The sequence below is a fragment of the Thermococcus sp. PK genome (assembly GCF_000430485.1).
GTDB lineage: Archaea > Methanobacteriota_B > Thermococci > Thermococcales > Thermococcaceae > Thermococcus_A > Thermococcus_A bergensis.
In genome coordinates, this window is the sequence record NZ_KE387146.1 from 4567 (window position 1) to 26313 (window position 21747).

At 44.3% G+C, this 21747-nt stretch carries 29 protein-coding genes and 1 pseudogene; 12 read left to right on the forward strand and 18 right to left on the reverse strand.

The window, feature by feature from the left end; genetic code table 11:
* A pseudogene (locus THEPK_RS01250) lies at positions 1 to 580 on the reverse strand (IS982 family transposase); the annotation flags it as partial.
* 71 nt (positions 581 to 651) lie between these two features.
* Here THEPK_RS01250 and THEPK_RS01255 point away from each other — a divergent pair.
* The 3 genes from THEPK_RS01255 (at position 652) to THEPK_RS01265 (ending at position 3432) form a co-directional block, all read left to right on the forward strand.
* The gene (locus THEPK_RS01255; RefSeq protein WP_394296062.1) at positions 652 to 885 is read left to right on the forward strand and encodes a hypothetical protein; all 234 of its coding nucleotides are present in this window, start codon (positions 652 to 654) and stop codon (positions 883 to 885) included.
* Between the two features lie 64 nt (positions 886 to 949).
* The gene (locus THEPK_RS01260; protein ID WP_042697375.1) at positions 950 to 3172 is read left to right on the forward strand and encodes a DHH family phosphoesterase; all 2223 of its coding nucleotides are present in this window, start codon (positions 950 to 952) and stop codon (positions 3170 to 3172) included.
* A 41-nt stretch (positions 3173 to 3213) separates the two neighbouring features.
* Positions 3214 to 3432: a hypothetical protein gene (locus tag THEPK_RS01265; RefSeq protein WP_042697377.1), complete on the forward strand. Its 219-nt coding sequence runs from the start codon at positions 3214 to 3216 to the stop codon at positions 3430 to 3432.
* On the opposite strand, the gene THEPK_RS01270 is transcribed toward THEPK_RS01265, so the two are convergent.
* The 3 genes from THEPK_RS01270 to THEPK_RS01280 all read right to left on the reverse strand — a co-directional run bounded on the left by THEPK_RS01270 (position 3429) and on the right by THEPK_RS01280 (position 6283).
* Complete coding sequence (locus THEPK_RS01270; RefSeq protein WP_042697379.1) at positions 3429 to 4424, reverse strand: asparaginase; 996 nt, start codon at positions 4422 to 4424, stop codon at positions 3429 to 3431. The genes THEPK_RS01265 and THEPK_RS01270 overlap by 4 nt on opposite strands.
* A gap of 138 nt (positions 4425 to 4562) precedes the next feature.
* Positions 4563 to 5738, reverse strand: a complete 1176-nt coding sequence (locus THEPK_RS01275; RefSeq protein ID WP_042697382.1) for an MFS transporter — start codon at positions 5736 to 5738, stop codon at positions 4563 to 4565.
* Between the two features lie 158 nt (positions 5739 to 5896).
* Positions 5897 to 6283 (reverse strand): PaaI family thioesterase, encoded by a 387-nt coding sequence (locus THEPK_RS01280; protein ID WP_042697385.1) that lies wholly within the window; start codon positions 6281 to 6283, stop codon positions 5897 to 5899.
* Between the two features lie 155 nt (positions 6284 to 6438).
* On the opposite strand from THEPK_RS01280, the gene THEPK_RS01285 reads away from it, so the two are divergent.
* Entirely contained in the window at positions 6439 to 6846 is a 408-nt protein-coding gene (locus THEPK_RS01285; RefSeq protein WP_042697387.1) for a DUF2240 family protein, read from the forward strand.
* A gap of 2 nt (positions 6847 to 6848) precedes the next feature.
* Positions 6849 to 7394, forward strand: coding sequence for a nicotinamidase (locus THEPK_RS01290; protein ID WP_042697390.1), 546 nt, complete (start codon positions 6849 to 6851; stop codon positions 7392 to 7394).
* Here the strand turns inward: THEPK_RS01290 and THEPK_RS01295 are convergent.
* The 3 genes from THEPK_RS01295 to THEPK_RS01305 are packed head-to-tail and all read right to left on the reverse strand — an operon-like array spanning position 7375 to position 10157.
* A complete protein-coding gene (locus THEPK_RS01295; protein WP_042697393.1) occupies positions 7375 to 8367 on the reverse strand; it encodes an AI-2E family transporter in 993 nt (330 codons plus the stop codon). The two genes, THEPK_RS01290 and THEPK_RS01295, sit on opposite strands and share 20 nt — an antisense overlap.
* Positions 8368 to 8387: 20 nt before the next feature.
* Positions 8388 to 9224, reverse strand: a complete 837-nt coding sequence (locus THEPK_RS01300; RefSeq protein WP_042697395.1) for a 7-cyano-7-deazaguanine synthase — start codon at positions 9222 to 9224, stop codon at positions 8388 to 8390.
* An 18-nt stretch (positions 9225 to 9242) separates the two neighbouring features.
* Positions 9243 to 10157, reverse strand: coding sequence for a radical SAM protein (locus tag THEPK_RS01305; protein ID WP_042697397.1), 915 nt, complete (start codon positions 10155 to 10157; stop codon positions 9243 to 9245).
* Positions 10158 to 10224: 67 nt separating this feature from the next.
* On the opposite strand from THEPK_RS01305, the gene THEPK_RS13315 reads away from it, so the two are divergent.
* Positions 10225 to 10386 (forward strand): hypothetical protein, encoded by a 162-nt coding sequence (locus THEPK_RS13315; RefSeq protein WP_172967219.1) that lies wholly within the window; start codon positions 10225 to 10227, stop codon positions 10384 to 10386.
* On the opposite strand, the gene taw2 is transcribed toward THEPK_RS13315, so the two are convergent.
* A complete protein-coding gene (gene taw2, locus THEPK_RS01310) occupies positions 10376 to 11221 on the reverse strand; it encodes a tRNA(Phe) (4-demethylwyosine(37)-C(7)) aminocarboxypropyltransferase Taw2 (RefSeq protein WP_042697453.1) in 846 nt (281 codons plus the stop codon). The two genes, THEPK_RS13315 and taw2, sit on opposite strands and share 11 nt — an antisense overlap.
* Positions 11222 to 11374: 153 nt before the next feature.
* Here taw2 and THEPK_RS01315 point away from each other — a divergent pair, with 153 nt between their 5' ends.
* Together THEPK_RS01315 and cas4 are read left to right on the forward strand one after the other, a co-directional pair.
* A complete protein-coding gene (locus tag THEPK_RS01315; RefSeq protein WP_042697454.1) occupies positions 11375 to 11722 on the forward strand; it encodes a hypothetical protein in 348 nt (115 codons plus the stop codon).
* A gap of 134 nt (positions 11723 to 11856) precedes the next feature.
* Positions 11857 to 12477 (forward strand): CRISPR-associated protein Cas4, encoded by a 621-nt coding sequence (cas4, locus tag THEPK_RS01320; RefSeq protein ID WP_042697400.1) that lies wholly within the window; start codon positions 11857 to 11859, stop codon positions 12475 to 12477.
* On the opposite strand, the gene THEPK_RS01325 is transcribed toward cas4, so the two are convergent.
* Genes THEPK_RS01325 through THEPK_RS01335 form a run of 3 tightly spaced genes read right to left on the reverse strand, consistent with a single transcriptional unit; the run spans position 12467 to position 14191 of the window.
* On the reverse strand, positions 12467 to 13339 hold the full coding sequence (locus tag THEPK_RS01325; RefSeq protein ID WP_042697401.1) for an MBL fold metallo-hydrolase: 873 nt from the start codon (positions 13337 to 13339) through the stop codon (positions 12467 to 12469). The two genes, cas4 and THEPK_RS01325, sit on opposite strands and share 11 nt — an antisense overlap.
* Before the next feature lie 4 nt (positions 13340 to 13343).
* On the reverse strand, positions 13344 to 13877 hold the full coding sequence (locus THEPK_RS01330; RefSeq protein ID WP_042697403.1) for an HD domain-containing protein: 534 nt from the start codon (positions 13875 to 13877) through the stop codon (positions 13344 to 13346).
* Positions 13878 to 13879: 2 nt separating this feature from the next.
* Positions 13880 to 14191 (reverse strand): GTP-binding protein, encoded by a 312-nt coding sequence (locus tag THEPK_RS01335; RefSeq protein WP_394296063.1) that lies wholly within the window; start codon positions 14189 to 14191, stop codon positions 13880 to 13882.
* A gap of 50 nt (positions 14192 to 14241) precedes the next feature.
* On the opposite strand from THEPK_RS01335, the gene THEPK_RS01340 reads away from it, so the two are divergent.
* Positions 14242 to 14808 carry an Era-like GTP-binding protein gene (locus tag THEPK_RS01340; RefSeq protein WP_042697407.1) on the forward strand — a complete coding sequence of 189 codons (567 nt, stop codon included), beginning with the start codon at positions 14242 to 14244 and terminating at the stop codon, positions 14806 to 14808.
* Here the strand turns inward: THEPK_RS01340 and THEPK_RS12450 are convergent.
* The 5 genes from THEPK_RS12450 to THEPK_RS01360 all read right to left on the reverse strand — a co-directional run bounded on the left by THEPK_RS12450 (position 14753) and on the right by THEPK_RS01360 (position 17619).
* Positions 14753 to 15025 (reverse strand): hypothetical protein, encoded by a 273-nt coding sequence (locus THEPK_RS12450; RefSeq protein WP_152880675.1) that lies wholly within the window; start codon positions 15023 to 15025, stop codon positions 14753 to 14755. The genes THEPK_RS01340 and THEPK_RS12450 overlap by 56 nt on opposite strands.
* A complete protein-coding gene (locus THEPK_RS01345) occupies positions 15025 to 15618 on the reverse strand; it encodes a hypothetical protein (protein WP_042697409.1) in 594 nt (197 codons plus the stop codon). The genes THEPK_RS12450 and THEPK_RS01345 overlap by 1 nt, the downstream gene beginning before the upstream one ends.
* Before the next feature lie 17 nt (positions 15619 to 15635).
* Positions 15636 to 16082, reverse strand: a complete 447-nt coding sequence (locus THEPK_RS01350) for a hypothetical protein (protein ID WP_042697411.1) — start codon at positions 16080 to 16082, stop codon at positions 15636 to 15638.
* Between the two features lie 345 nt (positions 16083 to 16427).
* Positions 16428 to 16829: a secondary thiamine-phosphate synthase enzyme YjbQ gene (locus THEPK_RS01355; RefSeq protein WP_042697414.1), complete on the reverse strand. Its 402-nt coding sequence runs from the start codon at positions 16827 to 16829 to the stop codon at positions 16428 to 16430.
* Positions 16819 to 17619, reverse strand: coding sequence for a class I SAM-dependent methyltransferase (locus tag THEPK_RS01360; protein WP_042697417.1), 801 nt, complete (start codon positions 17617 to 17619; stop codon positions 16819 to 16821). The genes THEPK_RS01355 and THEPK_RS01360 overlap by 11 nt, the downstream gene beginning before the upstream one ends.
* 96 nt (positions 17620 to 17715) lie before the next feature.
* On the opposite strand from THEPK_RS01360, the gene THEPK_RS01365 reads away from it, so the two are divergent.
* The 3 genes from THEPK_RS01365 (at position 17716) to THEPK_RS01375 (ending at position 20614) form a co-directional block, all read left to right on the forward strand.
* The gene (locus tag THEPK_RS01365) at positions 17716 to 18810 is read left to right on the forward strand and encodes a TRM11 family SAM-dependent methyltransferase (protein ID WP_042697420.1); all 1095 of its coding nucleotides are present in this window, start codon (positions 17716 to 17718) and stop codon (positions 18808 to 18810) included.
* 134 nt (positions 18811 to 18944) lie between these two features.
* The gene (gene thrC, locus THEPK_RS01370; protein ID WP_232194498.1) at positions 18945 to 20159 is read left to right on the forward strand and encodes a threonine synthase; all 1215 of its coding nucleotides are present in this window, start codon (positions 18945 to 18947) and stop codon (positions 20157 to 20159) included.
* Between the two features lie 23 nt (positions 20160 to 20182).
* Positions 20183 to 20614, forward strand: coding sequence for a membrane protein (locus tag THEPK_RS01375; protein ID WP_042697423.1), 432 nt, complete (start codon positions 20183 to 20185; stop codon positions 20612 to 20614).
* On the opposite strand, the gene THEPK_RS01380 is transcribed toward THEPK_RS01375, so the two are convergent.
* Together THEPK_RS01380 and THEPK_RS01385 are read right to left on the reverse strand one after the other, a co-directional pair.
* Positions 20586 to 20975, reverse strand: a complete 390-nt coding sequence (locus tag THEPK_RS01380; protein WP_042697426.1) for an NfeD family protein — start codon at positions 20973 to 20975, stop codon at positions 20586 to 20588. The two genes, THEPK_RS01375 and THEPK_RS01380, sit on opposite strands and share 29 nt — an antisense overlap.
* Before the next feature lie 3 nt (positions 20976 to 20978).
* Positions 20979 to 21719: a heparan-alpha-glucosaminide N-acetyltransferase gene (locus tag THEPK_RS01385; RefSeq protein ID WP_042697429.1), complete on the reverse strand. Its 741-nt coding sequence runs from the start codon at positions 21717 to 21719 to the stop codon at positions 20979 to 20981.
* Between the last annotated feature and the right edge of the window lie 28 nt (positions 21720 to 21747).

A 21747-nucleotide genomic window follows, 5' to 3' on the forward strand; every position in this document is an offset into this window, starting at 1 on the left:
GAAAACAGACCAGAAAACTCCTCAACAATCACCCAGAACTTTTCCCGGACAACACTCACATCATGCTTATTCGCCGGATCAACAGACAGTAAAGCCAGCAAATTTCCATCAGAGTAACAGGTCAGCTTGTACCCATAGAAAACTTTTTTCAGAGGGAACAAACCCAACTGCGGGCTTTTCAGAGATGACTTCTGAAGAACCCTCCTTATCCTTCCAGTTTTTTCTGGCCAACTCCTTGGTCTGAATGGGCTTTGAGTCCAGTATTCTAACGTATTCTCTGGTCGTGTTTTTTGAATAATTCTTCCTGCGCTAGGAGCTAGGATTTTTTCGTGCCTGTTCAAGCGTTCTGTTAGTTTGTTGTACCTGATTTTGGGGAACAGCTTCATTTCTTCGATTAGGACTCTGTAAGCGTGCTTGTAAAACTCCGTTAAAGTGCAAGTGTGCTAGTATTGCGAAGGTTATCAGGTCGTAGAGGTTGATTATTTCCCTGTGAGTGTTTTTCGGGTAGTGTTTGCTGATTATCGGATTAGATTTCGGATTTTATGATCAGGATTTTCCTTTGAAAGCTCAATACAACCACCAATCAACCAAAAGACTTAAGTGCTTATAACTCTAACGATCTAATGGGAACTAGGGTTTAGAACTATACTCATGAATATCGTCAACCCAATATGGGATTCCTTTATGATGCGCTTTTTCACTAAAGAGGAAAGAGCGACTGCTGTAGCATTAAGAAATTTCTCATGGACGACCACCTTCGGCATAGGTCAACTTATAGGTGGGAAAATTTTTGATTTATCCCTTGTAATGCCGTTCTTCATAACCGGAATCCTGTACGGTTTCTCTATGATAGCTTTCTGGATACTTTTCTCAAAAGAGGAATAAAAGAAAGAGTTATAAGCTTGCCTTAGTCTCATTGAATAGTCTACTTTTGTGAGAGGTGTGAGAGATGGCGGTGAAGGATTGTCCCGAGTGTCATGGAAGCGGGAAAGTAAAAAGTGGCGAGAAGGAATGTGAGGTGTGTAACGGTTGGGGCTATGTTCCGGCGGACTTTAAATTGGGGGACAAGCTTAAAGGCTACAGGAATTTGGATTATTTTGGAGTTGAAGAGGAGGTAGAAGAGATTCCTTGTCCAGAGTGCCACGGAAAAGGAGTTGTTCCTGTTTATGATACCTGTCCAACCTGTGGAGGAACCGGGAGAGTGTTAGCTTGTGACATTTGTGGAAAGATTAAGGAGCCTTGGGAACCTGGGATGGAGACCTCATGGGTGTGCCCAGAGTGTGAAAGGAAGTACAAGGTGGTTTACGTTCTTGACAAGACCTGTGACTATGAGGACGTAGAGATAGGGAAGGTTTACAAGGGTGTTATCGACAGGGTAGAGCGCTTTGGAGTGTTTGTAAGGCTTAACCCCCATGTAGTGGGATTAATAAAAAGGAAAGACCTCCTTGGGAAGAGGGAATACACTCCTGGGGAAGAAATTCTTGTTCAGGTTTTAGATGTCAGGCCTGAGAAGAAGGAAATAGACCTCATAGAGTCTGCTTTGAGACAGTACAAAGAAGTGGTTGTTAAGAAGGAGCTTCCGGTTACGGATATTGGGGCGTTGACCCAAGAAATGGCAGGAAAGACTGTGAGAATCAGGGGTAAGGTAACTCAAATACAGGTGACTGGAGGCCCAACTGTCTTCACGATAACCGATGGCACGGGCATAACTTGGGCAGCTGCCTTTGATGCCCCCGGCGTTAGGGCTTATCCTAACATCGAAGTTGGGGATATAGTGGAAGTAATTGGGAAGGTTTCATTCCATGCGGGAGAGATTCAGATAGAAATAAGCGATATGTCCCGTCTATGGGGTCCAGATGCTGCGGAGGTTAAGAAGAAGATAGAGGAAGAGCTCAACAAGAGGGCACAGCCCGAGGATGTTGGTTTCCTTGTTGAAAGCGAAGTTCTGGAGAAGCTCAAGCCGAAGATCATGAAAGCTGCATTCATAATAAGGAAGGCAATATTCGAAGGAAGGCCTATAATTGTGAGACACCACGCAGATACGGATGGCTATACAGCTGGTTTGGCTCTTGAATACGCTATAGTGCCACTATTGGAAGAGATTTCTCCAGATCCCCAGGCAAAATGGAAGTTCTTTAAGAGAAGGCCGAGCAGAGCCCCGTTTTATGAGCTTGAGGATGTCCTTAAGGATATAATCTTTATGATAGAAGATCACGAGCGCTTTGGAGATCCGCTCCCGCTCCTTGTGATAGTCGATAACGGAGGCACAACTGAAGATATTCCGGCTTACAGGCGTATAAAAGCCTACGGGGTCCCAATAGTTGTTATTGATCATCACGATCCGAGAGACTTCATAAGCGAGGACAAGGCTGCGGTGGATGAATACGTTGACGTACACGTTAATCCTCACCTAGTAAAGAGGGGCTACTATGAGCTAACGGCGGGAATGCTCGCAACTGAAATAGCGCGCTTTATCTACCCACAAGTTGAGGATAAAATAAAGCACCTCCCGGCCATAGCCGGAACTGGGGATAGAAGCGACGCTCCAGAGTTTCAGCAGTACCTCAAGATAGCCAAAGAAAGCAAAGGTCTTGAAGAAGAGGATTTGAAGAAAATAGCAGAGGTAATTGACCACGAAGCCTACTACTGGAAGTTCATGGATGGACATGGCATTATAGATGAGATCCTTCTCCTCACTGGCAACCTGCAGAGGCATAGGAAGCTAGTGGACTCAATCTACCCAGAGGTAAAGGCTAAGCAGGAGAAAGCCCTCAAGGCATCTCTGCCTCATGTTAAGAGCATTGTATTGCCAAATGGAATAAGATTCAACACTATCGATGTAGAGCTATATGCTCCAAAGTTTGAGTATCCGTCTCCGGGAAAGCTCAGCGGGCTGATCCATGATTACTTCAAGGAGCAGTATGGAGAAGATTCTCCAATTCTAACCCTCGCTTACGGTCCAGATTTTGCGGTTGTTAGGGCAAGCGATGGAATGCAGGCGTACAACTTTGATCTCAACGAGATAATAAAAGTACTTCAAGAAAAGCTCCCTGATGCTGGGATTGAGGGCGGCGGCCACAGCTTTGCAGGTTCAATAAAATTCTTTGAGGGCAAGAGAAAGGAAGTTCTTGAGGAGTTCGCAAAGCAGGTTGTAAAGCTGAAGAGAAGTTAAACCTTTTATACCCACACTCCAATTTTTATTTGGTGGTAACCATGTACATGGCGGAGTTCAAACTTAGGTATGGGGAAATGAAATGGTACGTAAGGAGAATCGTTGAGGCTGATTCTTTTGAAAAGGCAAAAGAACTTGCGGAGCGCTATGTTAAAGCCATAAACAAAGGAGAAGTCATTTGGGAGCTTAATGACATTTATGAAGTTGAGAAGCCCCTTACGATAACTGAAGAGATGGTCGAAAAGCTCGAAAAAGCTTAACCCTCTATTTCATCGGCGTAGTTTGTGTGCATTATCTCTTTCACTTCTTCAACGTTTTTTGTATGTCCCAGAGCCCACATGAGCTTTGTTATTGTTGTTTCCTTTGTCATGTCCTTTGCTGGAATAATCCCCGCCTCAAGGGCTTTTCTCCCAACTTCATATTTAGTCAGATCAACCCCATCGTAAAGGGCTTGTGTGGTCATAACTACTGGGATTTTGGGGGTAATTTTCCTTATCTTGCTTAGGATGTCTCTCTTTCTATAAGGAATTCCCCCAGCCCCGTAACCTTCGAGCACTATGCCTCTGTATCCAGCTTTTACGAGGGCATCTATTGCGTCTCCATCTAATCCCGGAGTGAGTCTAATAAAGACCACCCTTGGGTCGTATTTTGTATCAAGCACGGGTTCTCCTTTTGGTTTGAATCTCTTTTGGGGAAGGTTGTAAATAACTTCTTCTCCTTTTACATAAGCAACATCAGGATAATTTATGCTCATAAAGGCATTTAAGCCTAGGGCTCTTATTTTAGAAGTTCTGCATCCGAGCATTATCTTATCCATAAAAGCCACAAAAATTCCTGAAACATCTTCCATTGCAAATCTTATAGCGGCCTTCAGATTTCTTGGGGCGTCGCTTTCTTCCTCAGTAACTGGGCGCATTGAACCAGTTAAAACCACGGGTTTGTTAATGCCCCTAATCATAAAAGTGAGCATGGAGGCAGTATAAGCTAAGGTATCAGTCCCGTGTGTTATGACTATTCCATCGTAATCGTCTAAGGCTTTGTATACTTCTTTTGCTATTCTCTCCCAATCTTCGGGCTGAATAAGGGTGCTGTCGATATTTAAAATGTTCCTCGTGTCTATTTCATAACCGTTTTTCAGCTTTATGTCAGCTTTTTCAAGAATCTCATCTATTGTGAGGACGCTTTTAAATCCGGCATTGGTTTTTGCGCTCGCTATAGTTCCTCCAGTTCCCATGATTAGAATCCTCTTCATATCCTCAGCCCCTCTGCGTTCTAACTTTCTTTTCTTGCTCATAGCTTTTTAGTCTTTCTGACAAAAAATTGTGCACTTTTCCTCTAAATATTGACATATCTCCAACAAATTTGAAAAATAAAAGAAAATTGACAAATCTCAGTCTTTGACAAGGAAAGCCATTAGGAGCATTGCCACAATATTAATGATGGCGGCATAAAGGAAGCCCACTTTTAGGGAGTATGTCTGCCACAGATAGCCGACTATCACAGAGGCGGGGAAAACAAAAACCCCAAAGACCGTGTGGTATGCCCCTATTACGGTTCCCTTTTCAAATTCCCCGGCAAGGTCTGCCATATATGCTCTTGGAACCGTGTCTTCTATTGCCATGTAAACGCCGTAGAAAACAAAAGCAAGAAGGAGCATCGGCAGGCTTGTAGAATATGCAAAAAGAAGTGACGCTATCATTGCAATTCCGAACCCTGCGGTGATGATGGCTTTTTTGCTGACCCTATCGGAGTAATAGCCTATGGGGTATGCTATCAGAGCGTAGATTGCGTTGAACACCGCATAAAATCCAAGTCCTTGGAGAACGCTGTAGCCGAGTTCTTCAGCCTTCCATAAGGTAAACGCATAGCTGTACCTGCCGAGGGCGGCTAAAGCAACAACCACCAAGAACGTTCTGAGGTTTTTGCTCTTTAGGGCTGATATTCCCTTTATCTTCTTCTTGACCTCGTCTCCTTTATCTTTTACCAGCAACAGCACAAGGAGAACTCCCACAATGCCCGGTAATGCTGAAAGCAGGAAAACGTAGCGGTATGCGGTCTTTAGGGGGTAGCCATGTAGAAGGGCCAAAAGTCCTATAGCCGTTAAAGGGCCGGCAACAGCTCCGAGCGTATCCATCATCCTGTGAAAACCGAAAGATTTACCACTCTTACCTTTTTCACTTGACTCCGCTATTAGGGCATCTCTGGGGGCGGTTCTTATGCCTTTCCCAACCCTGTCCAGAACTCTAAGAGCTAAAAAGTCCCACCAAGAGCGTGTAAACGCCAAAGCCCCCTTTGAGATCGTTGAGAGGAGATACCCAAGGGCGACAAATATTTTTCTTTTTCTGAACACATCGCTCACATAACCAAAAAGGACTTTGAAAAGGGAGCTTAGGCTTTCTATAAGCCCCATTATCGAGCCACTCGCCGCTTTTCCTACCCCCAGAACATCGGTCAGGTAAGTTGGTACTATAGGAGCTATCATTTCGCTGCTCATATCATTGAGAAAGCTGACAATGCCAAGGAGAAAAACGTTCCAGCTTATTCCAAAAATCTTCTTTTCTTTCATTCCTTACCCCCCACGGTTAGCCAAGCCCTTTCGTAATAAACCCCATTTATAAGCCTCCTGCTTTTAGGATATGCCTCCATAAAGCCAAGACAGTGTGTCACATCATACCAGACATTAACACTGTGTTTAGTCCAGCATAAAATTTTTGAAGAGAAGAATCACTGGAGCACATGCTTTTCCAGCACATAGCAGTAGAATTTGCCCTCAAGAACTTTTTCTTGGTTTTGGTTGAATACCTCAACAAATACAACCTTTTTCTTTCCTTGGTCTTCCTCCACTTTTGCCTTGGCAAGGAGTTCGTCTCCAACTTTTACGGGCTTTGTGAACTTTACTTCCGCTTTTCCAAGCACCACAGTGGGCTCGTTAACAGCTAGCATTGCGGCATAATCGGCTAAACCAAATGTAAAGCCACCGTGAACTAGACCGTATTCATCGACCTTCATTTCCTCTCTTGTCTTGAGTTTTACCTCCGCATAGCCCTCTTCGATTTTTACAGGCTCTCCAACAAGCTCTTTGGAAGTTAATAGGTGGGTTCTCTGTTCCATTATCACCACCAAAGTACGTATATCTTCACCGGAATATAAACTTTCACGTTATCTAAATTTGATGGGGCCATCTGTTGAAAGATGCTCCTCCGGGGCAAATGAGCGAGCCTTAATCTGGCAAACGTTTTTATTTTTTGAGTTCCTATTTATCCTTGGTGAGATTTGTGGAGGCTTTGAGGCATGCAATCCTCTATAAGGGTTCGAACGAATTTTCAAAGCCTGAGTTAATAGGAACCATTGTGCTTAAACTCCGTCTCATGGATTATAACGAAGCTAAAATTTTGATTGAAGAAGCTATAAAAAGAGGTATTATCGAGCAAAAAGGTGAAAAGCTAATAATTAGGGAGGACTTTCTTAAAGAAGAGGAAACGAGAGAAGATGTTTTTGGTGAGATGGTAGACTACATTGCCAAAAAACTCGGGTGGAGCCACCTGGAAGTCCTCGAAGACCTGGAAAAGTTTTCTGAAAGGTATGGAGATTTAGACAAGAAAATAATCGCCTACCTTTATGGTCTGGACAAAGGGATTGATATGTCAAAGTTTAAGGATAAACTAGAGGTGTGAAAATGGAGGCGTTGATAATAGTTGACATGCAGAGAGATTTCATGCCCGGCGGAGCCCTTCCGGTTCCAGAGGGAGACAAGGTAATTCCGGCGATTGAAGAGCTTATTAAAAAGTTCAAGAAGAAAGGGGGCCTTATCATTGCAACAAGGGACTGGCATCCTCCGGATCACATAAGCTTTAAGGAACAGGGTGGGCCTTGGCCGAGGCATTGCGTTCAAAACACCGAGGGGGCTGAGATAGTCGTCAGCCTCCCTGAAGATGCAATAATTATCTCAAAAGCGGACAGGCCTGACAAGGAGGCCTATTCCGGTTTTGAAGGCACAGGGTTGGCAGAAATACTGAAGGAAAAGGGAGTCAAGAGAGTTTACATCTGTGGGGTTGCCACGGAATACTGCGTCAGGGCAACAGCTTTGGATGCCCTGGAGCATGGCTTTGAAGTTTACCTCATTAGAGATGCCGTCAAAGGAATAAACCCTGAAGATGAGGAAAAAGCCCTCAAGGAGCTGGAAGAAAAGGGGGCAAAGATAATCAGCTCTGCTGAGCTTTGATTCTTTTCCACTCTTTTAACAACGCAGAGACTAAGTTAAGCACTATTGGCCCGATTATAAGCCCCTTAACTCCGAATGCCCATACTCCACCTATCATACCAACTAGAACCATTATCTCATCGAGCTTAGCCTCTTTTGCAACTAGCTTAGGTCTTATTGTGAAATCTGGAAGCGGGGACACAAGTGTCGCTCCGTAAATGGAAATCGCGACGGCTTTTAGCACGTCTCCTTGCTTTAATAGGTATATAGCCGCAACGAGCCATATCATCCATCCCTCGAAGAGGGGAATAAAACTGAAGAGTATCGTTAAAAGCCCGGCTAGCAGGGCGGTTGGAAAGTCCGTGATGCCGAACCCCCAGAAGCCAAGAGTCATTAAGATTCCTTTAGCAATGTTGAGTAGAAGCCACGCTCTTATGAGAGCCTGCAGCGTAATGTCTGCCCTCTTTAAGAGTTTTTCCCCCAAATTTTCACGTCCGCCAGGGATCAGGCAGTGCATTAGCCTTTTTATCTCTTCTGAGTTTACAAGAAAGGCATAGAACATAGTTAAGAAAACCACCAGCTGAAGGAGGTACTTGGGTATTGAGAACGCATAGTTCTGTGCATATTCGGTCAATTTTGGGGTAAGCTGGGAGTAGAGCTTTTGGAGTACTTCGTGAGCACCAAAGGGCAGTTCAAGGGTTAAGCTCCATGAAATGAATGCCATAATATCTTCGTAAAACGAGACTACTAGGTTCTTTATTACAAGCACAAGCTCCACGGTAATAACTGCTGAAAGTCCAATTAGCAGAGCTGTTAGGACTAATGCTGATTTTTTACTGTCGATTCTTTTTGATAGGCGGTTGTGGATTGGCAACACTGCATATGCCAGAATAGCAGCAAAAAATATCGCCGAAAGAAGAGGAGCCACTGTTCTCCATGCAAGATAGAGAATTATTAACGCCACAACACCCCATACAACTTCTTCCGCCTTCATGGTTTCCCCATCTTACTTGATTAGGGCTGATTGGTATTAAGTTTTTCTATCAACCCAAGTTTTTCCAGAACTTCTTTTTCAAGTTCTTCGGGAATTTCTGGCTTGCCGACCTTCTTCAGGGCTTTCTCTTTGTTAATTAGCCCATACCTCACCAGGGCCGCAATCCTTCTCGTCTCAAAGCTGTAGCCGTGTCTCTCGTAATACCTCTTGAGCGCCGGGCCCAGAATCAGGCAGTTCGTTGTATAGCCGGCAAGCTCTGGGAGTTTAAAGGGCAATTCTCTGAGAATCTCAAACCTCTCTTCCTCACTCATAAGGCTCAGCAGCCGGATTTGAACTATTCCTCCGCTCATAAGCCTGTAGGGGTGGTGGCCAAAGGGCAGTTCATGTCCGGTTATTATGTACTTGATTCCATTCCTTAGGGCGTACTTTCTAAGCTTCTCCATGGTTCTTGAAGAGCACTTTTTGCACGGGGATTTGCCTTTAAGGAGGGCTTCTTTAAAGATGTCGGAGTAGTCATAGCGGAGAATAGTCAAGGGGACATTGAGGTATTCTGCTATCCTCTTTGCATTTTCTACTGCTTCCTTGGCCATAAAGCCGTGGTCGACCATTACAGCTTCAACATCGACGCCATACTTCTCCTTTGCGAGGTAAAGGGCAACTGTGCTGTCTTTTCCACCTGAGAAAGCCACTATGGCTTTGTCCACTTTTTTCATAAGCTCTTCAAGCTCCGCCCTTATCTTCTCTTTATCCGGCTTGTGAGCTAAGTAATTGAGGCACTCTTTGCATAACGACCTTCCATCGACGATTTTTATCTTCGCTGTTCTTTCGTCATTTATGCAGAGGGAACATTTGAGCATTTTTGCTCACCACATTTCTTAAGGCTCTTCGAGCTGAAGCTTCTTTCTCTTTACTATCGGTGCCACGTCCCTTCCTATTCTTCTTGCGCTGAAGAGAGTTAGTGCGTCCATGGTTCTATAAATGGCAAGCTGGCAGCCGCTTATCCTAACGTCTATGTATTTTTTGGCCTCCATTGCCGCCTTGAGGTATTCCTTTATGCTCTCTGCCCTTTCAAAGTCCAAACCTGCCTTTCTAAGTCTCTCCTCGTTGAGTTCGTGTATGGTTAAAGGCTGGAGCATCATCTCGTCAACTCCGAGGGAAGCCGCAAGCTCTGCTATTTTTGGAATATCCTCATCGTTTATCCCGGGCATAAAAATGGTTCTCACAACTGAGCGAACGGATTTATCTACCCCAACTATTCTGAGAGCGTTAACAACGTTGTCAAAGGTGTCTGCGTTGGTTATCATCTTGTGCTTTTCTCTGGTTGCGGCATCTAAACTAATCATCACCAGATCAAAGTCAAGCTTCTCCCATAGCTCTTCCGTTAAGAGGGAGCCGTTTGTTTGAAGGTCTAATCTGGCATCGGGGAAGCGCTCACGGAGCATCCTATTTACCTCAACTATTTTTGGACTCATGAGAGGCTCGCCATACTGGGAGACCGTGATTGCGTAAGGATCCTCCCACCCGTAGTAGCCGGGTTTTGGAGCTTTTCCGAGCTTTACGGCTACATTGGAGTAGCAGAATATACAGTCGTGGTTGCAAGCGGGAGTGAGCTCATAAGAGGGATGATGAACTGGATTCTCTATGCTCAAATCTAAACCCTGACAGCCTTGGCAGTGAGTTGGAACGATTAAATCATCAACGAACTTCTTTAAGAGTCTCGCCTCTTTGTTTTCCAAAATTTCTGGCTCTATACCCATTTTCCTCGCAAATTCTTCCCAGCTGTATTTCATTTTCTCACCGAGAGAGGATGTGGGAAAGCATTAAAAAACTTGACGCTTTTGAGCTCCTGGTGGTTTCATGCAGCTGACAGTAAAAAGGAAGGCTTTCCTTGAAGAGATTCCAAAGGTTGTAGAAGAGCTCATTAAAGAATACGGGAGCCTGTTGAAAACCATAGAAATCAAAGAAGACGAGAAGGGCTGTTATACCATTTGGGCTACCTACGAAAGGCCTACTTCTTGAAAACCCTTATGTCCAGAACAACGTGCCACACTCCGGGAGCATAGCGTTTGAGTATTCTGCTCTCCAAAAGCTCGCTCTCGTATCCGTGTTCCCGCGCTATTTTTTGGAAGGTCTCAAAGGGCTCTCTCGGCATCAGTCTCTCGGGAACGGTGTTGTGGTAGTGGATTATCGCTTCATCTTTTGCCATCTCCAAAGCTTTTGGAATGAATTCATGGGTTCTAACAACATAGCCCATCAAAATCCTATCCGCTATGTTCTCTCCTTTGAATTCTCTGTTGTCGATGTTGTAGGCTGTCATCCTGTCCTGGACTTTGTTGAGCTCTATATTCTCAACTAAGAATCTGAAAGTGTAAGGGCTCTTTTCGATTGCTATCACCCTAGCACCGCAGTGCTTTGCTATGGGCAGGCTTAGATGTCCCACTCCGGCAAACATATCCACAACAAGCTCATCCGGCTTTGCAATGCTGGCCATTCTGACCCTTTCCTTGACGTTTGCAGGGGAGAACATAACTTTAGAGGCATCAAACTTGTAGAGAATTCCATTTTCCTTGTGAACTGTTATCGGATCATTGCCGTAGATTATCTCGTAGTTGGTCTCTCGGAATTCTCCTCCAATCCTTCCTTTCCGCAGGACTGTTTTGACACCCAGAACTTCCGCGTAGACCTTTGCAATCTCGTGTTTATACGGCAAAAGCTCATCCCTCAGGGGAAGTATTAGAACATCCCCCAGCTGAACCCAGTGCTTTGGGAGAAGGTCAACTAACTCGGGAGGGAGGATTTTGCTCAATATCTCCCTTATACGGGGCTTTATAAGCTGGGTTCTTCTCTTTTTCATACTGAGGTAAGCTTCAAGAACTTCCTTAAAACTTTTTGGTTTGTGAAGGTTCTTTTTCTTGGATGGTAATTTCGGCAAAAAACGATGGAAAAAGCTTAAAAAGGTGTATTCCCTAGGATTATTTGAGAACCTCACCGGAGGTAGGGTTTGACAATGGATGATGAATCCTCGAGTAGTAGTTTTTGGTTGAGCAAAATATTAAAATCCAGAAAGAAGGAAGGCATCATTGAGCAGAAAATAACGGAAGATGCCTACAGGGACTTGAAGGCTCTTCTAATGAGGGCCAAGCCGGATGTAGTCGGAGACAAGATAGTTCTCAAGCTACCAAACGGGACCGTGGAGCTTAGGAAAGATAAGCTCAAGGTAATTGCTGAGAACCAGGAACAAGCAGAGAAAATACTCAGGAATCTTCACCACTACTCGATGCCCCCCGGTTTGTGGCCTGCCTATGGTCTTAGCTATTCGATAAAGAGGGGTTCTCTTTTAAAAAGCAGAAGTTAATCTTTTCTTTTTACCTCAAATGTTTTAAACCTTCGAAAGTACTCTTAGTTAGCGGATGATGGGCCTTGCCCAGTCTGATTCAATGATGACGTCGGTATTAGCTGACGCTTTAAACACCTTTTGGAGGAGCCAGGATGAGCGAGCTGCTTGAGTTTTATGCAAGCGAGGCTATGACGTGCCCTCGAAGGGTTTACTTTCGTCTTAAGGGGTATAAGGAGAAGTGGCCCGAATTTGTGAGGGTAAGGCTTGAGCAAGGGGTCAACACCCATAATGTTCTTGGGGAGATACTTAAGAAAAGGTTCGGGTTCGAGCTTGAGAAGCACATAGTGTTAAAATCTCCCCGTCTAGGGCTTGAAATCCACGGGAGGATAGATGCATTCAGACGGTTCCCAATAGAGATAAAGGGAAAAACCTCCCTTCCAAGACTCCCCTATGAGTACCATCTGGCCCAGCTGAACGTTTATTTGCGGTGGGCGGAAAGTGAATACGGCTATTTGTATTACGTCAAGCTCCATGAAGAGCCAAAAAGAGTTTTGAAGGATGTGGACTTTTCAAGGTTTCCAGTAGTTAAGGGTAAGAACTTTAAGGCTTTTGAGGTACCCTATGACGAGAAGCTTTTCAAAGAGACCGTAAAGCAGTTCTACCTGATAAAAAAACATTATGAAAAAGGCATCCCCCCAGAGGGGTGGAGGGACTACACATGTAAGTTCTGTCCATACTATTATCTCTGTTCTGGAAATGGCTCTAATCCTTAGCTTTCCACTTAAGGTCGTTTTCTATGACTGCCTCTATCAAGTCTCTGTTGTAGAGCTCCGCGATGATTGCCCTTACCGGGACTTGGTTCAAAGCTAGTACCTGAGGGGTTATTTTTGCTTCGAACTCCTTTGCGAGCGCATAGCTGAGCTCACTTATACTCTTTGGCTCTTTTAACAGCTCTAGAACCTTTCTCTCCCCTTCTTCTACTCTTTGAATGTTGAGTTCAAGCAGTCTTAGGGCTTCTTCTCCCTTTACAGCCCTTCCGTGGGAGGGGATAAGGAGGATACCTTCTTCTGCATAGCCGATTAATTTTCTTATGGATTCCTTGAAAAGCTCCGGCTCAACCAGATACGGCAAGCCCACTGACTGAATAACCTTCTCACCAAAAAAGCCGTCTCCCGCATATAAAACGCCGTTTTCCTCATCCAGAAAGCCCGTCATCCCCGGCGAATGCCCTGAAAGCTCTATCGCTTTCAACCCAAAGAGCTCATCATCCCAGTCAAAAACCCCATGGGCTTTGACTTCTTCCGGAAACTGATAAACCAAAAACCCCTTTGGTGCCTTTGAGCCAAACGTCAAAAGCTCCCTGTTGAGGGGGCTTTCAGCTATTGAGAATTCGTATCTGTGGATGAATAGGGGTTTTTCGAGCTTTGGTGCTACAGCAATATGGTCTGCATGTCCATGGGTTGAGAGAATGTAATCAATCTCGAGGTTTATTTTTCTCAGCTCCCGTCTGAGCTCTTTATGTCTTTTGCTCCCGTTTCCGGGGTCAACAATAACAACTTTTTCCCCGGCTTTTATCATTGTTGAAGGGCTCCCGGGGTAGAGATAGAGGTTTTCTCCAAGTTTCTCAAGAGCCATAAAATCACCTCAGCTTTTCCAGCTCATCAACAAGCTCCTTAAAATACGGGTAGAATTCACTCCTCTTCAAATACTTCAAAGCTCCCCAAAACTCATCCAGACCTTTTGACCCGGCTTTTTTGTATTCCCACGCCTGGAGAACCATTTCAAGCTTGTCTGCAAACTTGACGAGCCTTCCTTCCGGGCTTGTCTCCTCTTCGTACTCTTGGAAGAGCTTGAAGTACTCAACCCTTTCAACGCCGAGGATGTCCATCATGGCCTTTCTCTCGGCTTTCTTTTTGTCCACATATTTTTGTGCCTCAAGGGGCAGGTCGGTAATCCTCGCCTCGGCAAGGTCGTGAAGAAGGGCTATCTTCAGTGCCTTCTCAACGTTTATTTCCACTCCTCTCTTCTTTAGCTCGTCCCCTAAAAAGAGGGTTATAAAAGCCACCCTGAAGGCATGCTCTGCAACGCTCTCTGGATTTTGAACTCCTCTGAGCAGCCACCCCATTCTTGGAAGCTTTTTTAGCTTCCCAGCCTCCACAAAGAGGTTTAGCATTTTCATTCCTCCGTCACATAGAGGATTCTTTCTGTTTCAATGGCTTTAGCTATTATCCCATCTCCCAGGAACCTTCCATAAACTTTAACGGTCTCTCCCCTGCCTATGTTGGGAGTTCCGGAGAATTCTATTTTTAAGCCAGAAATGTGAAAAGTTGCCCTGTAGCTGGGCAGTTCCATAGGCAGGAACTCTATTTTTGGCTTGTCCTCTATAACCCCTTCTATTACTACATTTTTTCCTCTGAAGTTGCCGCTTTTGAGCTCGTCAATTGTGAGAACGTAATAGTAGTTGTGACCGAGCTTGATTTTCTTCACTCCCATCACCCTTATAACCTCACTATCGTGAAAATATTTGGGTGTGTGAGATGATAAAGGTTGCGATTATCGGTGCTGAAAACGTTGGTAAATCCACGCTCATGAATGCCCTCTTGGGGAGAAAAATATCTGAAACACAGCCTATCCCGGGTACCACAAAAGGGGTCATCAAGAGGGCTTTTGGAACCGTTAAGATTCCCAAAACAATGAAGAACCCATTTGGGGGCGCTGACGAGCTGGTCTTAATTGATACTGCCGGACTGTATGATCCGCAGCACGAGCTTAGGGGGAAGGTTTTGAGTGAGGAGAAATTCAAGGAGCTCTTTAATGAAATTCTCTCGGCAGATGTAGTTATTCACATGATCGATGCTCAATATGGCCTCCACAGGGGGATGGAAAAACTCCACAATATCCTCAAATTCAGGTATGATAAGCCGATAATAGTGGTTATTAATAAAATAGACCTCGTGCCGAGGGAAAAAGCTGAAGAACTTAGAGAAATTATCAAGAAAAGACTTGAGCAAGAACCGGTACTGCTGTCACTGGTCACATATGAGGGGTTCAACGAACTTTTGGAAAAACTGGCACATTATGCTCAGTATGCCAGGAAGTCTTGATTGACTTTAAAATTTTCTCAAAACTCATTATCTCGTCCAAAATAGCATATTCTTTTGCCAGCTCTTCTGCCAGCTCTTCGGGGAGGCCGTTCTTAACTAGTGCCTTCTTAAACTTTCTTCTTGCCCTCTTAACTGTCCGTTTCATTCCTGCAAAGTTCCACAGCACCTTTGGGATTATTATCAGCAACCGAAGAGATGAAAAAAAGAGCGAAAACATCAAAGCTCCTCCTCAAATTCCTCCTCTTCCTCAATTTCTATCTCCCTTCTTCTTTTCTTCTTTCCAAGGTTCTGAAGTTCTTTAAGACCTTCAAGGTTTCCCATCTTTTCCTTCATGAATGCACCGACGATGGTTTTGATTACGTTCATGCTTTCCATGTATTCCTTTGTGAGTTCAAATGCCTTATCTGGATCCATTCCTGCACTTACAAGCTCTTTGTAAAAGTTTGCCACATTCTTTCCGAACTTCTCTGCTTTTTCCGGATCATAAACATCGTTTAAGAGTTCTTTTATTGGACCGAATATTGAGTCCATGATCTTTGGTAAGTGCTCCGAAACGGTTCCAAGAACCTGCTGGAGTTCTTCTACGTCTTCTTGGTCTCCTCCCTTCTTTTTATATGCCTTAAGCATGTCTTCGAGCATTTCGATCTTCCTTTCGATAATCTCTATGTCCTCTTCGCTCTTAGCCTCCCGGAGCTCTTTTGTGAGCTCTCTGATCGTTTCTTCTATGAAATTCTTTGCCTCTGTTTTGCTTTCAGTAGCTTCTTCAATTTTTTTCTTAATCTCTTCTCCAAATTTCTCATCAAATTCCATATCAATCACCTCAATAATTATTCTGTCTGGTCAAACTTAATTGGGATTCCGATCAAATCAAACCACTTATTGAGCACTTCCTTTTTGAGGGCATAGGCCTTTCCCTTCTCGCCATCAACCTCTTCAACGACGTTGAGGTCAATTAACTGGTGAATCTTTTCTCTAACGGTATTCCTTGATGCTTTGCCCCTTCTCCGTTTTAATTCTTGGGTAATCTGGCTTATATTGGCCGTTTTTAAATCAAAGAGAATTCGCACGATTTCTCTTGCTATGGAGTCATGTCTTATCTCCGGCACGACTACATCTATTCCTAAGCCTCCATATTGGGCATATATGTTCATTAGTTTGAGATAGTTCTCTGCCAGCCTCGAAACTAACTCAAAACTGGTCATAAGTTCATTAAGAGTCTTTCTTAAAGTTTTGACTTCCTCTGAAAGCTTCTCGACATCCTGTTCTTCTGGCATCTTCATCCCACTATACTATATTATTGCTCAAATCATATAGGTTTTCTGATTAGAAATGACCACCACAATTATGAAATATATTTCTATTTCTAATGTTTGTTTGGAATTTAGGGGTAATAAACTTTGTTGTTATCAGAGGATTCTTTTTTGGAATGTTGCTGCTTCACATCTTGCACATTCTTTTTTGATTTTGGGTGTAGTTTCCTTCTCCCAAAACCTTCTCAAACCTTCGAAACCAAACATTTCGCATCACCAATAATTAATAGAGTGCTCAAACTACAAGGGGATACCGGTCAAAAATGAGCGTCGGGACACTTTGACTTGTTTCTCAAAAAAGAGAAAGATTCAGCACTCGCATATTTTCACAAAGAGTTTTCTCCTTCTCGGTCCGTCCAGCTCGGCAAAGATCACGCTCTGCCATGTTCCAAGCAGGAGTCTTCCGTCTTTTATTGGGATCGTAAGGCTTGGATTTAAGATAATACTCCTCAGATGGGAATGGGCGTTGCTGTCTATTCTGTTGTGTCTGTAACCCTTCCCCTTGGGAATAAAACTTTCAAAGAACTCTTTGACGTCTTCGAGCAGGCCGCTCTCGTTCTCGTTTATAAGTAGGGCTGTCGTTGTGTGCCTTGTAAAAATTACGGCTATTCCATCTTTTGTCCCTGACTCTCTTACCTTTTCCTCTATGATGGGCGTTACGTCAATAAGCTCAAACTCCTCCCTTGTTGGAATCTCAATCTCAAAGAGCATCTTCATCACCCAACTCCTCTGCTATCTTTCTTCTTGGTCCCTTTAGGTAGATGATATGGGAGACTCCATTTACGCCGTGCTCCGTTCTTGAGATTAAACGATGTTCTTTAAAGAACACGCTTCCAAGGGCGAGTTGAGAAGCCAAATCCCAAAGTCTGTGCTCCTGTTCACTAACTTTTTCAAAGCCGGGCAGTTTGTAGTATGTTCTTTTAAAGACGCCTCTAATTTGATCATAACCTTCGTGGACTGAGAGAAGGGTGTACTCATCTGTTTTGGTCTCAATAAGCATATCCTTGTATCCCGTCTGGTAGAATACGCCATAAACTCTGTCCAGCTCTTCAAGGAGAAAGACTCCATCGTTGCTTAAGGTTAAAGCAACGTTTCTGAACAGTTTCACCGCATCAAAGGCATCAAAGTGGGGCATTGTTAAGCCCCAGAGGAGAGCCACATCATGCTCGCCAACGAGCTTTGCCACCTCTTTTGCATCTCCAACGACTATCCTTGGCTTTAAGTCTAAATCTGCAATTTCGACCCACTTTTCAACCTTTTTGAGGTCTTTTTCTCTCGCATCAAGAACGGTAAGGGCTTTTGCATCCGTTGCTTTTGCCATCGCAACTCCAGCTATGCCTGTTCCTGCGCATATATCTAGAACCCTCGGCTTATCTGGGATCAGTCCTTTGTTTTTGAGCTTTTCAAACACCTCCACGATTCGCCAAAATCTCAGCACCGCTCTTTCATCTTCGGGATCCATCCGCCAGTAGAGGTAGCGGTAAAGTTCTTCAAGGCTCATAAAAGTCCACCGAAAGACAATAATCAGCGGGCCAATTTAAGGGTTTTGTCCTCTCGGCTCCAAACCTTTTTAAATCCCCCGATGAACTCTCCCATCATGTATGCGCTCATCTACGGAAAAAATCCAAAGCTCAGTGAGGCCGAATTCTGGGCTTTTGTGAAGAGATTTGGGTTAAAAGTCAGTGTAGTTGAGAGCTCAAAAGACTGGGTAGTTTTTGAAAGTGATAAAAGTATAGAGCGGCTTTTCCGCAAGCTTGGTGGTTCTTTAAAGCTGATAAAAATCGTTGGAGAAGGAGAAGAAGCGATAAGAGACTTGGAGTATGCAAAGCTGTTCACTGTAAGCCTGTATGGAAAAGACGATTGGAAGCTCTGGAGGAAGCTTGGAAGTGCGATAAAGAAAAACTTCAAATCTCAAGGCCCGAGCAAATTTTTCAAGCCCGCGAAGGTCTATGCAATGCCTTCCGAGCTTATCTTGAAGGGATTTCCCGAGGTTAAGGATTTTGTCTTCATGTATGGGAAGAAGCTATACGTGGGAGAAACAGTGGCCATAACTGACCCATTTGAGCTCAAGAAACTTGATGTTGAGAGACCTGTGCAAAGAGCGATCTTTTCAATTCCGCCGCGTCTGGCGAGAATAATGGTGAATCTAAGCGAGGTCAGGCAGGGCAATTTCCTTGACCCCTTCTGCGGGATAGGGACGGTAGTGCAGGAGTTTTTGCTTCAGGGATTAAACGCCTACGGAAGTGACTCAAATCCAAAAGCCATTCATGGAGCTAAAGAAAACCTGAAATGGCTGAAGAAGGAGTTTAACGTAAAGAGAACGGCCCATCTTGAGGTCTGTGATGCGAGAAAGCTCAAGAGGTGCTTTAGAGTTAAGTTTGACGCTATTGTTACTGAGCCATACATGGGCAAGCCCTTAAAACACCACCCCACAAGAGGAGAAGCAATAAAGCTTGCTAACGAGCTTGATAGATTTTATTACCAGGTCTTTGACAGCTTTAGAGATGTTTTGAAGAGAAATGCTAGAGTCGTGTTTGTTTTTCCAGCTTACAGGCTCAGCGATGGGAGGCTCTATCGCAAGGACAGGAAGTGGCTTGAAAAGCTTGGCTTTGAAGTTTTGGGGAAGTACACGGACTTTGAGGAGCGGCACCGGGTTGTGAGGGACATCCATGTTCTGAGGTTTAAGGGTTAAATTGAGGTGTATCCGTTTTCCGCTTAACCTTTAGTTTGTTGTCATTCTGACTTAAGTTCCTGTCTAGTACCCAGAGTTCTCCCTCCAATAATTGGACTGAATTTCATCAATCCCAAAAATTTATAATCAGTATGATGAGCGGATATATGTACAAAAATATAGGCGAGGGAGTGATTACGATGTTTGAAACTGTGTTAAAATGTACACACTGTGGCAAAGAATACTCCTTGGCAAGCGGAATTTACAAATGTGAAAAATGCGGATCTCCTTTGGATGTGAAATACGATTACAGCGCAATAAGAGAAATTATAGAAGATAACGATGCATTGTTTAGGGAAGCGCCAAGACTGTGGAAGTACTGGATGTTCTACCCTGTTTCAAACCTCAGAAAGATTGTTAGCCTTAACGAGGGCGGTACGAGACTTTACAGAATGAAAAACCTTGAGGAGAAGCTGGGTTTTGGGAAGCTCTACGTCAAAAATGAAGGAGAAAACCCAACAGGAGCCTTCAAGGACAGGGGTTCGAGTGTGGAGATAACAAAGGCCCTCGAATTCCACGCAAGAAAAGTTGTTGTGGCTTCAACAGGGAACATGGCAGCCAGTGTTTCCGCTTATGGTTCCAAGGCAGGCCTTGAAGTAACAATAGTGGTTCCAGAAGGAACTCCCGTTGGAAAGCTCGTCCAAGCGGTTGTTTACGGGGCGAAGATAAAAATCCATGGAAGCACCTACGATGAAGCTTTAGCGGAAAGCGAGAGGATGGCAAGGGAGGAGGGCTATTACCTTACCGGCAACTACCACTATAGAGTTGAAGGTCAAAAGAGCACAGGCTTTGAAATCTTCGATCAGTTCAGGTTTGACGCTCCCGACTGGATTGTTGTGCCAATTGGTGCCGGGACTCACTTAAGGGCCATCTGGAAGGCTGCAAAGGAGTTCTACGAAGTTGGGCTTATTGAAAAGCTGCCGAAGATTGCCGGAGTTCAAATTGAGGGCTACGATGCAATAGTTAGGGCTTGGAAAGAGAAGAAGCCAATTGAGCCAATAAAGGCAAAACAGCCGACAGTTGCCTCTGCCATAGCAGTTAAAGCTCCGGTGGATGGAGAGAACGTTTTGAGGGCTATTGACGAGAGCGGAGGCTACCTTGGCACGGTAACAAATGAGGAAGCTCTGAACGCAGGCTTAATGCTCGGAAAAGAGGGCCTCTTCGTGGAGCCTTCCTCAGCAACAGCCCTTGCCCTTGCCAAAAACATGAGAGAAGAGGGGATAATAGATAAAGACGAAAGTGTCGTTGTGGTTGCAACAGGGCATGGTTTGAAGGACATAAAAACATGGGAAAGCTTTATTAGCATTTAATCTTTTATTTATTTGGTGGGGCGATGCTCTACGAAGAAAAGCGCTTCAGCAGGTTTGTCTTTTTTCTTACACTTCCAGCGTATATTGGTCTTTTAGCAGGACTTTGGGCTTCGTACTATGAAGGTGAAGGCTTTGAAATAATGATGATAGTCTTTGTTGCCGTGGTGTTGGTTTTGGTTGACGTGCTAACCTTTAGAATCGAGATAGATGAACGGGAAATACGACTTCGGGGAACCTTTGGGGTTATTCTTAGAAAGACAATAAAAATCGAGGACATTGAGAGCTTTGAAGTTAAAGAGGGCTGGATAAACTGCTGGGCCCCAATAAGGTTCAATTTTCCAGCTAAAGGCTGCGTAATCATACACAAAAAGGGGCTTGACGTCGCTTTCACAACCGACAATCCCGAAGAAATTGCCATGGTCTTAGCTACTCTTGGCGTTCCACGAGCAGCTTAGTGCCCCTAACCTCCACGATTCTTACCTTTTCACCCTTTTTTGCCTCCCCGTTTATGCATTCAGCTATCCACAGTTCGTTTCCCACTTTTACGACGCCTTTTGGGTTTAAATCTTCAACCACGATAGCTTCTTTTCCAATCAGTGCTTCTGGCCCAACTTCCACCCTTTTCTCAAAAACCTCCCAGAGGAACTTGACGGCAATGACGTCTTTGAAGATAAGAAAACCTATTACAGCAAGAGCGGGCTTTAAAGGCACGTTTATGCCAGCTCTCGGCAAAATAAAGAAGAGAAATGCTCCAACAACTATCTCGTCTGCAAGTATGCTTATGATTTTGAGGATGTTTTTAACGTAGTCCTTCATAACTCACACCCCTAAGTTGGGCAAACCGCCGTAGAGGAGCATAAGAAGCCCTACAAAAACCGGCTGGTTGATGATATAGATCTTTAGGGTGTTCCTCCCCATGAAGCAGATGAACTCAAGGATGGGGTTTTTTGGGGTATTTATCTTGAGCTTTCTTCTTCCATTGGGATAAATCAACGCGCCCGCTGCCGTTCCCAAAAGGAAAACCCCAAACCACGGAAATATCGGAAAGTAGTCCAGAGTAAAGAACTCGTGAGGAGTAATCCCTAGGGGAAGAAGGAGCAAAGTGTCGGCGTGAACGTTCTTTACAACCTGGCCTCCCAAAAGAAAGAGAACTGCGGGAAAGATGTTTTTCCATCCAAGAGAATAGAAGGGAATCACGAGCAAACTCGCTATGCCCAGGAAGTGCAGAACTCCAAAATAGATTGTCCCTTTCTCCAGCAGGAGATAGGTAGTAAGGGTTATGAGCAAGCCAAGGCCAAAGAGCTTTGCAAACCTCAACAAATACTTCTTGGGAGTTTTATTTCCTCTTGCATGGCTTATCCACAGTGAGAGCCCTGAAATCGAGACAAAGAGGGATGCGGTTGCATAAGCAAAGAGCTTCCAGAAGAGCCTGTGCTCTGAATAACCCAGAAAGAACTGCAGATCTGTGACAAAGTTGGATATTAACATCATGATTAACGCTATTCCCCGGACAAAGTCAACCTCCCAAAAGCGCTTTGAATAAATTTCACTGCCGAACATCAAAGGATATAAACTTCGAGGCTTATTT

Bases quoted from the DNA above. Each gene is read 5' to 3' on its own strand.
- THEPK_RS01255 (WP_394296062.1), top strand. From the start codon at position 652: ATGAATATCGTCAACCCAATATGGGATTCCTTTATGATGCGCTTTTTC.
- THEPK_RS01260 (WP_042697375.1), top strand. From the start codon at position 950: ATGGCGGTGAAGGATTGTCCCGAGTGTCATGGAAGCGGGAAAGTAAAA.
- THEPK_RS01265 (WP_042697377.1), top strand. From the start codon at position 3,214: ATGTACATGGCGGAGTTCAAACTTAGGTATGGGGAAATGAAATGGTAC.
- THEPK_RS01270 (WP_042697379.1), bottom strand. From the start codon at position 4,424: ATGAAGAGGATTCTAATCATGGGAACTGGAGGAACTATAGCGAGCGCA.
- THEPK_RS01275 (WP_042697382.1), bottom strand. From the start codon at position 5,738: ATGAAAGAAAAGAAGATTTTTGGAATAAGCTGGAACGTTTTTCTCCTT.
- THEPK_RS01280 (WP_042697385.1), bottom strand. From the start codon at position 6,283: ATGGAACAGAGAACCCACCTATTAACTTCCAAAGAGCTTGTTGGAGAG.
- THEPK_RS01290 (WP_042697390.1), top strand. From the start codon at position 6,849: ATGGAGGCGTTGATAATAGTTGACATGCAGAGAGATTTCATGCCCGGC.
- THEPK_RS01295 (WP_042697393.1), bottom strand. From the start codon at position 8,367: ATGAAGGCGGAAGAAGTTGTATGGGGTGTTGTGGCGTTAATAATTCTC.
- THEPK_RS01300 (WP_042697395.1), bottom strand. From the start codon at position 9,224: ATGCTCAAATGTTCCCTCTGCATAAATGACGAAAGAACAGCGAAGATA.
- THEPK_RS01305 (WP_042697397.1), bottom strand. From the start codon at position 10,157: ATGAAATACAGCTGGGAAGAATTTGCGAGGAAAATGGGTATAGAGCCA.
- THEPK_RS13315 (WP_172967219.1), top strand. From the start codon at position 10,225: ATGCAGCTGACAGTAAAAAGGAAGGCTTTCCTTGAAGAGATTCCAAAG.
- taw2 (WP_042697453.1), bottom strand. From the start codon at position 11,221: ATGAAAAAGAGAAGAACCCAGCTTATAAAGCCCCGTATAAGGGAGATA.
- THEPK_RS01315 (WP_042697454.1), top strand. From the start codon at position 11,375: ATGGATGATGAATCCTCGAGTAGTAGTTTTTGGTTGAGCAAAATATTA.
- cas4 (WP_042697400.1), top strand. From the start codon at position 11,857: ATGAGCGAGCTGCTTGAGTTTTATGCAAGCGAGGCTATGACGTGCCCT.
- THEPK_RS01325 (WP_042697401.1), bottom strand. From the start codon at position 13,339: ATGGCTCTTGAGAAACTTGGAGAAAACCTCTATCTCTACCCCGGGAGC.
- THEPK_RS01330 (WP_042697403.1), bottom strand. From the start codon at position 13,877: ATGCTAAACCTCTTTGTGGAGGCTGGGAAGCTAAAAAAGCTTCCAAGA.
- THEPK_RS01340 (WP_042697407.1), top strand. From the start codon at position 14,242: ATGATAAAGGTTGCGATTATCGGTGCTGAAAACGTTGGTAAATCCACG.
- THEPK_RS12450 (WP_152880675.1), bottom strand. From the start codon at position 15,025: ATGTTTTCGCTCTTTTTTTCATCTCTTCGGTTGCTGATAATAATCCCA.
- THEPK_RS01345 (WP_042697409.1), bottom strand. From the start codon at position 15,618: ATGGAATTTGATGAGAAATTTGGAGAAGAGATTAAGAAAAAAATTGAA.
- THEPK_RS01350 (WP_042697411.1), bottom strand. From the start codon at position 16,082: ATGCCAGAAGAACAGGATGTCGAGAAGCTTTCAGAGGAAGTCAAAACT.
- THEPK_RS01355 (WP_042697414.1), bottom strand. From the start codon at position 16,829: ATGCTCTTTGAGATTGAGATTCCAACAAGGGAGGAGTTTGAGCTTATT.
- THEPK_RS01360 (WP_042697417.1), bottom strand. From the start codon at position 17,619: ATGAGCCTTGAAGAACTTTACCGCTACCTCTACTGGCGGATGGATCCC.
- THEPK_RS01365 (WP_042697420.1), top strand. From the start codon at position 17,716: ATGTATGCGCTCATCTACGGAAAAAATCCAAAGCTCAGTGAGGCCGAA.
- thrC (WP_232194498.1), top strand. From the start codon at position 18,945: ATGAGCGGATATATGTACAAAAATATAGGCGAGGGAGTGATTACGATG.
- THEPK_RS01375 (WP_042697423.1), top strand. From the start codon at position 20,183: ATGCTCTACGAAGAAAAGCGCTTCAGCAGGTTTGTCTTTTTTCTTACA.
- THEPK_RS01380 (WP_042697426.1), bottom strand. From the start codon at position 20,975: ATGAAGGACTACGTTAAAAACATCCTCAAAATCATAAGCATACTTGCA.
- THEPK_RS01385 (WP_042697429.1), bottom strand. From the start codon at position 21,719: ATGTTCGGCAGTGAAATTTATTCAAAGCGCTTTTGGGAGGTTGACTTT.